Raw genomic sequence first — 13,060 nt, 5'->3', positions numbered from 1 at the left:
AGAGGCGGCCGGATAGACGAGCGATATCCGGCACAACAGTAGAAGTACGCTTACTTTTTCCAAAAGTCGTCGAATACCGTAATCGGCAAACGGCGCTTATGTTCAGTTTTTACATACCAGCCTTCGATAGTTTTAGCGATGGCGGGGTCCAGCGTTTTGCCTTCCAGGTAATCGTCAATATTGTCATACGTTACGCCCAGCGCGGCTTCATCAGGCAGTGAAGGGCGGTCGTCTTCCAAATCGGCGGTGGGGACTTTTTTATACAGATGCTCAGGACAGCCCAGCGCTGCGAGAAGCTGTTTGCCCTGGCGTTTGTTAAGGCGATGAAGTGGATTAATATCGGTACCGCCATCGCCATATTTGGTGAAGAACCCGGTTATCGCTTCCGCCGCATGGTCGGTGCCCACCACGACGCCGTGAGTCATACCGGCGATGCTATATTGCGCTTTCATTCGCTCACGCGCTTTTTCATTGCCGCGAACAAAATCGCTCAGCTCAATTCCCGCTTCGCGCAGCGCCTGCTCGCTGGCGAGGACGGCGCCTTTAATATTGACGGTGAGTACTCTGTCCGGCTGAATAAAAGCAATGGCGTCCTGGCAATCCTGTTCATCGGCCTGCACGCCATAAGGCAGACGAACGGCGATAAACTGCAGCGCATTATCACCAGTCTCTTCCCGCAATTCGGCGATAGCCATCTGGCTGAGTTTCCCGGCCAGCGTCGAATCCTGCCCGCCGCTAATGCCTAACACCAGCGATTTCAAAAAGGGATAGGTTTTCAGGTACGCTTTAAGAAAATCCACGCTGCGGCGAATTTCTTCTTCAGGGTTGATATGTGGTTTCGCGCCAAGCGCCTGGATTATCTCTTGCTGCAGAGTCATTTAACCCCCTTCGACATTAAAAAAATGAATCTTTACTCTGTTAAAGCTAACCCTTCGCCGCTGAAACGACAAGGTTTGGCGGGCTAAGCGGTGTTTAAAACAACATATCGCTGCGTTAGAGAATTTTCCGAAAGGCTTTTTGTGGCGGGTCGCGGCTTGAAAAATATTCTGATGTATTCCAGGCTTACATAACACGCTGATAAACAAGAGGACGGAAAATGAACAAGAACGTAGCAGGAATTTTAAGCGCAGCGGCGGTAATGACTATGCTGGCAGGCTGTACGGCGTATGATCGTACAAAAGACCAATTTGTTGAGCCTGTCGTTAAAGATGTTAAAAAAGGAATGAGCAGGGCACAGGTTGCGCAGATTGCGGGCAAACCGTCATCTGAAGTGAGCATGATTCATGCGCGCGGTACCTGTCAGACCTACATCCTGGGTCAACGTGATGGTAAAGCGGAAACCTACTTTGTTGCGCTGGATGATACCGGGCACGTGATTAACTCCGGCTACCAGACCTGTGCGGAGTACGACACTGACCCACAGGCGCCGAAGCAGTAACAACTGTACATTGCCTGAACATTCAAGGAAACCGGCCTGCGAGCCGGTTTTTTTGTGCCTGCCATAACCTTATTTATTATCGCGAATTATTTGCCCGAAATGTGAGGGGGGTCATAACGCCAGGTCAATGAGAGACAATTTAGTGGGTCAAGGAAATACCATCCGGCGGTCCGATCCCGTATACTCATTTCAGCCACCTAAAAAAGTAAATCCGGTTACGCAAGTCGCCCAGAGTATGGATGCAGGTTGAGGCTTGCGGCGTATCTGGTTGACAGATAATCGCACATGAGGAAGGTTTTTATGGAAAAGAAACACATTTATCTGTTTTGTTCTGCGGGCATGTCAACATCGTTACTGGTATCAAAAATGCGCGCTCAGGCTGAAAAATATGAAGTGCCGGTGATTATTGAAGCATTCCCTGAAACCCTGGCCGGTGAAAAAGGCCCGGCAGCGGACGTCGTGTTATTAGGCCCGCAAATTGCTTATATGCTCCCCGAAATTCAGCGTTTATTACCCGGTAAACCGGTAGAAGTCATTGATTCAATGTTGTACGGCAAGGTAGATGGTTTAGGCGTGCTTAAAGCTGCGGTAGCGGCAATTAAAAAAGCCGCCGCGAATTAATTATTTTTTAATTTTTCCCGTCAAAGAGTTATTTCATACACTAACCGCAATATTTTATTGCGGTATTTAAGGGTATTTTTCTATGAGTAACGTCATTGCTTCACTTGAAAAGGTACTCCTTCCTTTTGCTGTAAAAATAGGAAAGCAGCCACACGTTAATGCAATCAAGAACGGCTTTATTCGTTTAATGCCATTAACCCTTGCGGGGGCGATGTTTGTATTAATTAATAACGTTTTCCTGAGCTTTGGGGAGGGGTCGTTTTTTTATTCCATGGGCATTCGGCTTGATGCCTCAACCATTGAAACACTTAATGGATTGAAAGGCATCGGCGGGAACGTCTATAACGGCACATTGGGCATTATGTCGCTCATGGCGCCATTTTTTATCGGTATGGCGCTGGCGGAAGAGCGCAAGGTTGATGCGCTGGCCGCCGGACTGCTCTCCGTGGCGGCATTTATGACCGTAACGCCGTATAGTGTCGGCGAGGCCTATGCCGTAGGCGCTAACTGGCTGGGCGGCGCGAATATTATCTCCGGTATTATTATTGGCCTGGTGGTCGCGGAGATGTTTACATTTATTGTCCGGCGCAACTGGGTGATTAAACTACCGGACAGCGTACCGGCTTCGGTGTCTCGTTCATTCTCAGCATTAATTCCCGGCTTTATTATTCTCTCTATTATGGGGATTATTGCCTGGGCGCTGTCTAATTACGGTTCTAACTTCCATCAGATTATTATGGACACTATCTCTACGCCGCTGGCATCGCTGGGTAGCGTGGTAGGGTGGGCATATGTCATTTTTGTACCGCTGCTGTGGTTCTTTGGTATTCATGGTTCGCTGGCGCTGACCGCGCTGGACAGCGGCATCATGACGCCCTGGGCGCTGGAAAACATCTCTATTTACCAGCAGTATGGCTCCGTCGATGCGGCGCTGGAAGCCGGTAAAACGTTCCATATCTGGGCGAAACCGATGCTGGATTCTTATATCTTCCTCGGTGGTAGCGGCGCAACGCTGGGTCTGATCATCGCTATCTTCCTGGCATCCCGTCGCGCGGACTATCGCCAGGTGGCAAAACTGGCGCTGCCGTCAGGTATCTTCCAGATTAACGAACCCATCCTGTTTGGCCTGCCGATTATTATGAACCCGGTGATGTTTATCCCCTTCATTCTGGTTCAGCCGATTCTGGCGGCGATTACGCTGGTGGCTTACTATTTGGGTATTATTCCGCCGATTACCAATATTGCGCCGTGGACCATGCCAACCGGGTTGGGGGCGTTCTTTAACACCAACGGCAGTGTCGCCGCGTTGCTGGTTGCGCTATTTAACCTGGCGGTCGCTACCCTGATTTATCTCCCCTTCGTGGTGGTGGCTAACAAAGCGCAGAACGCCATCGAGCAGGAAGAAAGCGAAGAAGATATCGCTAACGCACTGAAATTCTAAACTCCGCGCCGGCATGGGATGCCATGCCGGGCTGAATCAGAGGAAAGACTATGTTTGATCTTGAAAATGTTGTAGATAACCAGACAGCGGCTGAGGAACTCGAAGAAGTCGTTATGGGGCTTATCATCAATTCTGGTCAGGCGCGCAGCCTGGCATATGGCGCGCTCAGAAAAGCGAAAGAAGGCGATTTTGAGGCGGCGAAAGCGATGATGGACCAGTCGCGCATAGCGCTCAATGAAGCGCATCTTGTGCAGACAAAACTCATCGAAGGCGATCAGGGCGAAGGCAAAATGAAAGTCAGTCTGGTCCTGGTTCACGCTCAGGATCATTTGATGACATCAATGCTGGCTCGTGAACTGATCGCCGAGTTGATTGAGCTCCATGAGAAACTGAAATAACAGGGGGCGGATGATGCAGCTACAGGTTAACGCAACGGAAATCAAAACGGTTTATGAGCAGCAGCTCTTCAATGGCAAAAATTTCCATGTGTTTATCTATAACAAGACGGAAAGCGTCACCGGGCTGCATCAGCACGACTATTATGAATTTACCCTGGTATTAACCGGACGTTATTACCAGGAGATTAACGGGAAGCGTGTGCTGCTGGAACGTGGAGATTTTGTTTTTATCCCGGTGGGGTCGAATCACCAAAGTTTCTATGAGTTTGGCGCAACGCGTATTCTGAACGTAGGAATTAGTAAACGTTTTTTTGAACAGCATTATCTTCCGTTACTGCCGTTTTGTTTTGTGGCATCGCAGGTATACAGGGCGAATAGCACCTTCCTTACCTATATTGAAACGGTGATTGCGTCGTTGAATTTTCGCGGCAATGGGCTCGACGAATTTATCGAAGTGGTGACATTTTATATTATAAACCGCTTACGTCATTACCGCGAAGAGCAGGTTTATGATGATATTCCACAATGGCTGAAAGCAACCGTGGAGATAATGCATGATAAAACGCAGTTTGGCGAACATGCGCTGGAAAATATGGTGCGCCTGTCGGCAAAATCCCAGGAGTATCTGACGCGCGCCACCCGACGTTATTACAGCAAAACGCCGATGCAAATCATTAATGAGATTCGCATTAATTTTGCCAAGAAACAGTTGGAAATGACCAACTATTCAGTTACGGATATTGCTTATGAAGCCGGGTATAGCAGTCCAAGTCTGTTTATTAAAACGTTTAAGAAGATGACCTCATTCACGCCGAATAGTTATCGGAAGCGATTGACGGAAATTAATGAGTAACGGTTTACATTGCTCGATTAATTACATTTCACGCTTGCCCCAATAGCGCGGGGAACGTCACGCTATTTCTTACGAGCGGGCATAGCGTAATACATATCAGTGACATACACTGAAGGGAGATATTATGAGCCAGAAATTAAAAGTCGTCACTATTGGTGGCGGGAGCAGCTACACCCCTGAATTACTTGAAGGCTTTATTAAACGCTACCATGAATTACCTGTCACTGAATTATGGCTGGTTGACGTTGAAGACGGGAAAGAGAAGCTGGGCATTATTTATGATCTCTGCCAGCGAATGATTGATAAAGCAGGCGTTCCGCTAAAATTGTATAAAACGCTGGATCGCCGGGAAGCGCTGAAAGACGCTAATTTTGTTACTACCCAGCTACGCGTTGGTCAACTCAAAGCCCGTGAACTGGACGAGCGTATCCCGCTTAGTCACGGCTATCTGGGGCAAGAAACCAACGGCGCTGGCGGTTTATTTAAAGGGTTGCGTACCATTCCGGTTATTTTTGACATTATTAAAGATGTTGAAGAATTATGTCCGAATGCGTGGGTCATTAACTTTACTAATCCGGCAGGGATGGTGACGGAAGCGGTTTATCGTCATACCAACTTTAAAAAGTTCATTGGCGTATGTAATATTCCTGTCGGCATGAAAATGTTTATTCATGACGTGCTGGCGCTGAATGAGACTGACGATCTTTCCATTGACCTGTTTGGTCTAAACCATATGGTCTTTATTAAAGATGTGCTGGTGAATGGCACCTCACGGTTCGCAGAATTACTGGATGGCGTGGCGTCCGGTCAGTTGAAAGCGTCAACCGTAAAAAATATCTTTGATCTGCCGTTTAGTGAAGGATTGATTCGCTCGCTGAACATGCTGCCGTGCTCTTATTTGTTGTATTACTTCAAGCAAAAAGAGATGTTGGCGATTGAAATGGGCGAATATTACAAAGGCGGCGCGCGCGCTCAGGTCGTACAAAAAGTGGAGAAACAACTCTTCGACTTGTACAAAAATCCTGAGCTAAACGTGAAGCCGAAAGAGCTTGAGCAACGCGGCGGCGCTTATTATTCCGATGCCGCTTGTGAAGTCATTAACGCTATTTATAATGACAAGCAGACTGAGCATTACGTTAATATTCCACATCATGGGCATGTCGAGAATATCCCGGCGGACTGGGCGGTGGAAATGACCTGCATTCTGGGACGCAATGGCGCGACGCCGCACCCGCGTATCACCCGTTTTGACGAAAAAGTGCTGGGGCTTATCCACACTATTAAAGGATTTGAGGTCGCGGCCAGCAATGCGGCGCTGAGCGGAAACTTTAATGATGTGCTGCTGGCGCTTAACCTGAGTCCGCTGGTGCATTCCGACCGCGACGCAGAAGTCCTGGCGCGTGAACTCATTCTGGCGCATGAAAAATGGCTGCCTAATTTTGCCGCTTGCATCGAAGCGCTTAAAGGTAAGCACCACTGACAGAGGTAGGCTATGGAACGCGTGTTGATTGTGAATGCCGATGATTTTGGCCTGAGTAAAGGGCAAAATTACGGCATTGTTGAAGCATATCGCAACGGCGTTGTGACCTCCACGACGGCGCTGGTCAATGGCGAGGCTATTGACCATGCGGCGCAGCTTAGCCGCGAGCTGCCTGCGCTTGGGGTGGGAATGCATTTTGTTTTGACGTTAGGCAAACCGGTGTCAGAGATGCCGGGCCTGACGCGAGACGGCCTGTTGGGGAAATGGATCTGGCAAATGGCGGAGGAGGATACGCTTCCGCTGGATGAAATTGCGCATGAACTGGCGTGTCAGTATCAGCGTTTCATCGACGTATTTGGCCGCGAGCCAACGCATCTCGACAGTCACCATCATGTGCATATGTTCCCGCAAATTTTCCCCATCGTCGCCCGCTTTGCGGCGCAGCGCGGGATTGCGTTACGTATTGACCGCCAGACGGTGTTGAACGCAGACGATCTGCCGTCGGATTTGCGCAGTACTCAAGGATTTAGTAGTGAATTTTACGGCGAGGAGATCACCGAAGCGTGCTTTTTACGCATTCTGGATGCCTCGGCGCATCGAGGAGAGGCCTCTCTGGAGGTGATGTGTCATCCGGCGTTTGTGGACAACATTATTCGCCAGAGCGCCTATTGTTACCCCCGCTTAACTGAACTGGAGGTGTTGACGTCTGCGTCACTCAAGGCAGCGATTGCGGAACGTGGATATCGTCCTGGCAGTTTTCTTGATATTTAGCTCCTGAGTTTGCGGCGCAAGAATGCGCCGCATTTTTTGTCGTTTATGCAGGAATCGCGTTAATTTTCCCCGCACGCGACCAGACACGGTGTGCCACCATCAGCGTCAATAGAGTGTCCATAAAGTGGTGGTCAACGTTATCTGCCTCAACAAGTCCTTCTTCCCCCTGGCTATCAATGTTTAAAAGCGCCTTAAACCGTCGGGCGTCGCCTGCCAGTGCGATGGGCTTCAGATGTTTGTAGGCTTCCAGAAGGTAGTAACGGGCATCGCCACAACTCTCGATATCGGCAATATTGCCGCACGGTACTATTACCGCATCGACTGTTAGCGACGGCGCGCCGGCAAAGGTTGCCGCAATAGTTAATGTTGAACCGTCATCAGCCGTTACTTCACCCATCCGTGAATAGAGCAGTTTTGCGTGGACGCCTTTAGCTTTTAAAGCCTGCAAAATGGTCAGCAGATCGGCGGCGTTAACCTTGTCGTTCAGCAGAATAGCGACCACGCGACCTTTAACATCGCCGTCTGGCACCGCATACAGGCTGAGCGCCGGATCTTTTTTCAGACCGTTGACATCAGGAGGCGGGGCAATTTGCGTTTGCTCATGGGTGAGTGCAAAACCGAGATTATGCGCGACGCCCTGAGCCAGCGTGACATCAATATGCGCTAACTGATCGACCACCCGCTCCCGAATATACGCGCGGGCGACTTTACCCAGTTCAAAGCTGAACGCGTCAATAATATGCTGCTGCTCTATCGGCGTCTGACTGAGCCAGAACAGGCGAGGATGCGCGTAATATTCACCGAAAGAGGGGCTGCGTTCGCGGATTTTATTGCCATCCACGCGTTCCTGGTATGATTCGAAGCCGCCGCGTTTTGGCGCTGGCGGCGTTTCGCGCGGCCAGTTGTCATTAATGGAGTTCGGTTCATAGTTCGCCGGATTGGTGTCGATATCCATCCGGTGCATACCGTCACGCTGGAAGTTATGGTAGGGGCAGGTAGGGCGGTTAATCGGAATTTCGTGGAAGTTTGGCCCGCCCAGACGGCTGATTTGCGTGTCGGTATAAGAGAACAGACGCCCCTGTAACAGCGGATCGTTGGTAAAATCAATGCCGGGAACAATATGTCCAGGATGAAATGCCGCCTGTTCGTTTTCAGCGAAAAAGTTATCCGGATTACGGTTTAACACCATTTTGCCGACGCGTTGTACTGGCACCAACTCTTCCGGAATCAGTTTGGTCGGATCGAGCAGATCAAAATCGAATTTAAATTCATCCTCTTCTGCAATGAGTTGTAGGCCCAGCTCGTATTCCGGGAAATCGCCCGCTTCGATGGCCTCCCACAGATCCCGGCGGTGAAAATCCGGATCGCGACCGGTCAGTTTTTGTGACTCATCCCATACCAGCGAGGCTTTACCTGCCAACGGTTTCCAGTGGAAACGGACAAAGGTCGCTTTCCCTTGTGCATTGATTAGACGGAAGGTGTGAATGCCGAACCCTTCCATCGTCCGATAACTGCGTGGAATACCGCGATCCGACATTGCCCACATGACGTTGTGCAGCGTCTCAGGCTGTAAGGAAACATAGTCCCAGAAGGTGTCGTGCGCGCTCTGTCCTTGCGGAATAGCCCAATGTGGTTCGGGCTTAACGGCGTGCACAAAATCCGGAAACTTATGCGCATCCTGGATAAAAAAGATCGGCGTGTTATTGCCGACGAGATCGAAAATTCCCTCTTCGGTATAAAATTTGGTCGCAAAACCGCGGATATCACGTACGGTATCAGCAGACCCCGCGCCGCCCTGTACTGTCGAAAAGCGAACAAAGACCGGGGTAATTTTCTGTGGATCGCACAGAAACGCGGCTTTCGTGATGTCGCTCAGGTCTTTATATGGCTGGAAATAGCCGTGTGCTGCAGATCCGCGGGCGTGAACGATCCTCTCCGGGATACGCTCATGGTCAAAGTGGGTAATTTTCTCGCGCAGAATAAAATCTTCCAACAGCGTAGGGCCGCGGCTGCCGGCGCGAAGAGAATTTTGATCGTCGGCGATGCGCACGCCCTGATTGGTGGTCAGCGCATAATTTTCGCTGCCTTTACGAAAGGCGTCGAGGGCGGTGAGCTTATCATTCGCGGTCTCGGGCGCTTTTAAGCTGCCGGGGGCCGTTGGTTGTGCGCCCGGCGGCGTCGGTTCTGGCGTGGGGCGATGTGAACCGTCTGACGGCGCCAGGGAGTCCAGGCCGGGCTGTGATTCACGGGTATCATGCACGGGGGACTGATGGGGGGATTTTTCATTATGCGACATTGAACTCGTCTCCTGCTTTCATCACTGAAATGGGCGTGGTAGTAGTCAAAATCACTCTAACTATAGAACATTTCAGCAATTATGCCGGGGGAGAGCGGAACGGCAGACAGGGTACAACGGGGAAATCGCACGCGCGGAACAGGACGTCGGAGGCGAAGATCGGCTAAAATAGTGTTTTTCTGATTTTTAGCCTTAGAGCCTATCCCAGTAGGCGTTATTGGCGCAGCCAGTTTGGACACGGACAGCGCGCAAAAACCGGAGCGTACACGTAGTACGTGAGGATTTTGAGCACTGCCCAGGACCAAAATGGCAAGTAAAATAGCCCTAATGGGATAGGCTCTTAGCCTCTTTTAGTGAAGCATTAATGATGAAACCTCTTCGCCAGCAAAATCGCCAGATTATTAGCTATATTCCGCGTGTTGAACCCGCGCCGCCGGAACATGCGATAAAAATGGATACGTTTCGCGACGTCTGGATACTGCGCGGTAAATATGTTGCCTTTGTTCTGACGGGGGAGTCATTTCAACGGTCGCCCGCCTTTAGCGTGCCAGAATCGGCGCAGCGTTGGGCGAATCAGGTTCGCCAGGAAAACGAAATCGCTGACTAAGAAAAAAACAAAACGCCGGTACTGGAGACCGGCGTGTTTAGTGACAGACATTTTGAGTTGCCGATCGTCGTGTCTCAGACGATGTGAACGCCCGATAATGTATTATCGATGCGCCAGTTCAGCGTCTTCTTCGCTATCGAGAATGGTTTTATCGGTCTGCTTCAGCCACTGGCTGGTCAGCGTACCCGCGGTCATTGAGCCGCTCACGTTCAGTGCGGTACGGCCCATATCAATCAACGGTTCGACGGAGATTAACAGCGCGACCAGCGTGACCGGTAAGCCCATGGCAGGCAGCACAATCAGCGCGGCGAAGGTCGCGCCGCCGCCAACGCCGGCAACACCCGCCGAACTTACGGTAACGATACCCACCAGCGTGGCTATCCATACGGGGTCTAAGGGGTTGATGCCGACCGTCGGCGCAACCATTACCGCCAACATCGCAGGATAAAGACCGGCACAACCGTTTTGGCCGATGGTCGCGCCAAAAGAGGCAGCAAAGCTGGCGATGGACTCCGGCACGCCCAGGCGGCGGGTTTGCGCTTCGACATTAAGTGGAATGGAGGCGGCGCTGGAGCGGCTGGTAAAGGCAAATGTCAGCACCGGCCACACCTTGCGGAAATATTTCAGCGGGCTAATCCCGTTCACGCCCAATAGTATGCCGTGAACCACAAACATTATCGCCAGACCAAGATATGACGCTACCACGAAGCTTCCAAGCTTAATGATGTCCTGCAGATTAGAGCCGGCAACCACTTTCGTCATCAGCGCCAGTACGCCGTAAGGCGTAAGTTGCATCACCAGACGCACCAGCTTCATTACCCAGCTTTGCAGGGTATCGATAGCAACAAGCACACGCTCGCCTTTTGGCGCATCATCTTTCAGCAGCTTAAGCGCGGCCACGCCCAGGAAGGCGGCGAAAATCACCACGCTGATAATAGACGTAGGATTTGCGCCAGTCAGATCCGCAAACGGATTTTTCGGTACAAAAGACAGCACCAGTTGCGGCACGCTGAGATCGGCCACTTTGCCGACATAGCTCGTCTCAATGGCATTCAGACGCGCGGTTTCCGCGCCGCCCTGAACCAGACCTTCCGCCGTCAGTCCGAACAGATTGGTGACCAGCACGCCCACCAGCGCTGCGATAAGGGTAGTAAACAGCAGCGTGCCGATAGTCAGAAAACTGATTTTCCCCAATTGAGAGGCGTTATGCAGTCGTGCCACGGCGCTTAAAATAGAGGCGAATACCAGCGGCATCACAATCATTTGTAGCAATTGCACATAGCCGTTGCCGACAATATTGAACCACTGAATGGAGTCTTTTAACACCTGACTGTCAGCGCCATAAATGGTGTGCAGGGCCAGACCAAAGACCACGCCCATCACAAGGCCGACAAGCACTTTTTTAGCCAGACTCCACTGTTTATGACGGGCCTGCGCCAGTACAAACAGCAGAATGACGAACACCGCAATGTTCGCAATTAATGGAAAATTCATCCCCGTTCTCCTGATTTTTTTATTATGAAGCGCTGTGTTTTAGCGATTCTGTTCGCGCAAGATTAGCAGAACTGTGAGCTGGCTCTTATATTCAAATGGAATGGTTTATACCAAAAATGACTTTGGCGTTGATTTACTAATCAATCTGGTGATTTATAAAACGATTGAACTGCATTTGCAGGATAGTGATCATCTGCGAAGACCAGCGTATGACGTTGTTTTCCGGCATGGACTGCGGCATCCACACCGCCCAGGCAAACAACGCCATACATAAAAATCGCTCCAGTTGATTGCCTTTGCGCGGCGCCAGAATAGGCAGGCGGAAACGCCAGCGGCACGGCCACAGTAAGGGAACGCCTGCGGGGGTGAGCATATCCGCGACGATATGGCTTAAATAGCCAAGTACCATGCCTTGCAGCGCATCTGCCGGGATAATCCACGTATCCGGTACCTTGAGATAAAAGGTCGCCAGTAGGGCAAAGACCGCCAGCAGACTATGGGTAAACCCCCGGTGACCGAACGCGCGGGCGATCGGTTTCGATACCCATTTCAGGCGCTGACCAAGAAAAGATTTGGGGTGGTCGATATCCGGCAGCAGACAGGTCAAAATAGCCGAAGGAATAATATGCCACCAGTCGCCGTGCGCAAGGACGGGCGTTAACTCGGCATTCTTGGCGAAAACCGCGCTGGCTATAGAAAAAAGAAGATGTCCTTCCGCCGTCATGATAAAACCCATTAAACTGTCAATTCATACAGTATAGGGTTTTTATACAGTAGGCGGAAGTGGTGACGTTGTAACTCTTTGTCTCTGTCAAAGCCGCTTGCCGTCTGGTTCAGCGGCTAATTGCCCGTTGACTTTGTTTCGGAAACATCTTAACCGAGTAGATGCGCCGCCGTCAGCTCTGTCAGCGAGTTAAGTTTGACATTCGCCAGCGCAAAGCGCGGATCATGCTGGTTTTCTTCTGCTGGCACCACAATGGCGCGCATTCGCGCCGCCTTTGCCGCGATTAGACCATTCACCGAATCCTCCAGCGCCACGCAGGTTAATGGATCAACGCCTAATTTGGCCGCACAATCCAGATAGACCTGCGGGTGCGGTTTGCTGTAGGGCAATTTTTCCGCAGAGGCCAGCGCGTCAAAACTGTCGCGCAGCTCAAACATGGTGAGCACTTTTTCCAGCATATGCAGCGGCGATGCCGAGGCAAGCCCCACTAATAGCCCCTGCGCTTTACACAGCGCCACGGCCTCACGCACACCCGGTAAAAGAGGGCGCGTCTCTTCGATAAGCGTAATCGCGCGGGCAATAACACGGTTTGTCACTTCCTGGCGATCGGGGCCGTTCCACGGTTGCTGCGCAAACCAGAGATCGACAACCATATCAATGCGTAGCCCAAGCGTGTCTGGCAGCTCATGGCGTCGAGTAATATCTACGCCTAAACTTGCCATTACGTCCAGTTCAGCGCGATCCCAGAGCGGTTCGGAATCGATCAGTAGTCCATCCATATCGAAAATTGCAGCAAGAATTTGACGTGGGGTTGACATCACAACCTCTCCTGTTGAGATTAAAAAATAACGAATTAAGCGTTCATTATGACCATGTTCTTAGTATATCGCCCTTAAAGATCAGGCGAAAACGGGAATCAACAGGTAGACTTAGGCCA

At 50.8% G+C, this 13,060-nt stretch carries 13 protein-coding genes; 8 read left to right on the top strand and 5 right to left on the bottom strand.

What is annotated here, in order from left to right:
• Positions 1 to 50 precede the first annotated feature (50 nt).
• On the bottom strand, positions 51 to 878 hold the full coding sequence (nadE, locus tag ACLJPE_RS04820) for an ammonia-dependent NAD(+) synthetase (RefSeq protein ID WP_000174980.1): 828 nt from the start codon (positions 876 to 878) through the stop codon (positions 51 to 53).
• A gap of 218 nt (positions 879 to 1,096) precedes the next feature.
• Between nadE and osmE the strand changes: the two genes are divergently transcribed.
• The 7 genes from osmE to chbG all read left to right on the top strand — a co-directional run bounded on the left by osmE (position 1,097) and on the right by chbG (position 7,002).
• Positions 1,097 to 1,438 carry an osmotically-inducible lipoprotein OsmE gene (gene osmE, locus ACLJPE_RS04815; protein WP_001039301.1) on the top strand — a complete coding sequence of 114 codons (342 nt, stop codon included), beginning with the start codon at positions 1,097 to 1,099 and terminating at the stop codon, positions 1,436 to 1,438.
• 300 nt (positions 1,439 to 1,738) lie between these two features.
• Positions 1,739 to 2,059, top strand: coding sequence for a PTS N,N'-diacetylchitobiose transporter subunit IIB (chbB, locus tag ACLJPE_RS04810; protein ID WP_000412161.1), 321 nt, complete (start codon positions 1,739 to 1,741; stop codon positions 2,057 to 2,059).
• Between the two features lie 82 nt (positions 2,060 to 2,141).
• Complete coding sequence (gene chbC / locus ACLJPE_RS04805; RefSeq protein ID WP_000073063.1) at positions 2,142 to 3,500, top strand: PTS N,N'-diacetylchitobiose transporter subunit IIC; 1,359 nt, start codon at positions 2,142 to 2,144, stop codon at positions 3,498 to 3,500.
• A 50-nt stretch (positions 3,501 to 3,550) separates the two neighbouring features.
• On the top strand, positions 3,551 to 3,898 hold the full coding sequence (gene chbA / locus ACLJPE_RS04800; RefSeq protein WP_000459883.1) for a PTS N,N'-diacetylchitobiose transporter subunit IIA: 348 nt from the start codon (positions 3,551 to 3,553) through the stop codon (positions 3,896 to 3,898).
• A 10-nt stretch (positions 3,899 to 3,908) separates the two neighbouring features.
• Positions 3,909 to 4,751 (top strand): transcriptional regulator ChbR, encoded by an 843-nt coding sequence (chbR, locus tag ACLJPE_RS04795; protein WP_000983393.1) that lies wholly within the window; start codon positions 3,909 to 3,911, stop codon positions 4,749 to 4,751.
• 124 nt (positions 4,752 to 4,875) lie between these two features.
• The gene (locus tag ACLJPE_RS04790) at positions 4,876 to 6,231 is read left to right on the top strand and encodes a 6-phospho-beta-glucosidase (protein WP_000078780.1); all 1,356 of its coding nucleotides are present in this window, start codon (positions 4,876 to 4,878) and stop codon (positions 6,229 to 6,231) included.
• A gap of 12 nt (positions 6,232 to 6,243) precedes the next feature.
• Complete coding sequence (gene chbG, locus ACLJPE_RS04785; protein WP_000442730.1) at positions 6,244 to 7,002, top strand: chitin disaccharide deacetylase; 759 nt, start codon at positions 6,244 to 6,246, stop codon at positions 7,000 to 7,002.
• A 43-nt stretch (positions 7,003 to 7,045) separates the two neighbouring features.
• Here chbG and katE read toward each other — a convergent pair whose 3' ends face one another.
• The gene (gene katE, locus ACLJPE_RS04780; RefSeq protein WP_023201471.1) at positions 7,046 to 9,298 is read right to left on the bottom strand and encodes a catalase HPII; all 2,253 of its coding nucleotides are present in this window, start codon (positions 9,296 to 9,298) and stop codon (positions 7,046 to 7,048) included.
• 364 nt (positions 9,299 to 9,662) lie between these two features.
• Between katE and cedA the strand changes: the two genes are divergently transcribed.
• The gene (gene cedA / locus ACLJPE_RS04775) at positions 9,663 to 9,905 is read left to right on the top strand and encodes a cell division activator CedA (protein ID WP_000977510.1); all 243 of its coding nucleotides are present in this window, start codon (positions 9,663 to 9,665) and stop codon (positions 9,903 to 9,905) included.
• 102 nt (positions 9,906 to 10,007) lie between these two features.
• Here cedA and tcyP read toward each other — a convergent pair whose 3' ends face one another.
• The 3 genes from tcyP to hxpB form a co-directional block, all read right to left on the bottom strand.
• Entirely contained in the window at positions 10,008 to 11,399 is a 1,392-nt protein-coding gene (gene tcyP / locus ACLJPE_RS04770; protein WP_001010662.1) for a cystine/sulfocysteine:cation symporter, read from the bottom strand.
• A 136-nt stretch (positions 11,400 to 11,535) separates the two neighbouring features.
• The gene (locus ACLJPE_RS04765) at positions 11,536 to 12,135 is read right to left on the bottom strand and encodes a metal-dependent hydrolase (protein WP_000505804.1); all 600 of its coding nucleotides are present in this window, start codon (positions 12,133 to 12,135) and stop codon (positions 11,536 to 11,538) included.
• A 137-nt stretch (positions 12,136 to 12,272) separates the two neighbouring features.
• Positions 12,273 to 12,941, bottom strand: coding sequence for a hexitol phosphatase HxpB (hxpB, locus tag ACLJPE_RS04760; protein WP_000106847.1), 669 nt, complete (start codon positions 12,939 to 12,941; stop codon positions 12,273 to 12,275).
• Positions 12,942 to 13,060 lie beyond the last annotated feature (119 nt).

Source organism: Salmonella sp. SAL04196 (assembly GCF_046550835.1).
Taxonomy (GTDB): domain Bacteria; phylum Pseudomonadota; class Gammaproteobacteria; order Enterobacterales; family Enterobacteriaceae; genus Salmonella; species Salmonella enterica.
The sequence above is the reverse complement of the archived record's forward strand: the minus strand, read 5'-3'. Positions and strand labels throughout refer to the sequence as shown.

Coding starts and splice junctions, on each gene's coding strand:
- nadE (WP_000174980.1), bottom strand. CDS start 878: ATGACTCTGCAGCAAGAGATAATCCAGGCGCTTGGCGCGAAACCACAT.
- osmE (WP_001039301.1), top strand. CDS start 1,097: ATGAACAAGAACGTAGCAGGAATTTTAAGCGCAGCGGCGGTAATGACT.
- chbB (WP_000412161.1), top strand. CDS start 1,739: ATGGAAAAGAAACACATTTATCTGTTTTGTTCTGCGGGCATGTCAACA.
- chbC (WP_000073063.1), top strand. CDS start 2,142: ATGAGTAACGTCATTGCTTCACTTGAAAAGGTACTCCTTCCTTTTGCT.
- chbA (WP_000459883.1), top strand. CDS start 3,551: ATGTTTGATCTTGAAAATGTTGTAGATAACCAGACAGCGGCTGAGGAA.
- chbR (WP_000983393.1), top strand. CDS start 3,909: ATGATGCAGCTACAGGTTAACGCAACGGAAATCAAAACGGTTTATGAG.
- ACLJPE_RS04790 (WP_000078780.1), top strand. CDS start 4,876: ATGAGCCAGAAATTAAAAGTCGTCACTATTGGTGGCGGGAGCAGCTAC.
- chbG (WP_000442730.1), top strand. CDS start 6,244: ATGGAACGCGTGTTGATTGTGAATGCCGATGATTTTGGCCTGAGTAAA.
- katE (WP_023201471.1), bottom strand. CDS start 9,298: ATGTCGCATAATGAAAAATCCCCCCATCAGTCCCCCGTGCATGATACC.
- cedA (WP_000977510.1), top strand. CDS start 9,663: ATGATGAAACCTCTTCGCCAGCAAAATCGCCAGATTATTAGCTATATT.
- tcyP (WP_001010662.1), bottom strand. CDS start 11,399: ATGAATTTTCCATTAATTGCGAACATTGCGGTGTTCGTCATTCTGCTG.
- ACLJPE_RS04765 (WP_000505804.1), bottom strand. CDS start 12,135: ATGGGTTTTATCATGACGGCGGAAGGACATCTTCTTTTTTCTATAGCC.
- hxpB (WP_000106847.1), bottom strand. CDS start 12,941: ATGTCAACCCCACGTCAAATTCTTGCTGCAATTTTCGATATGGATGGA.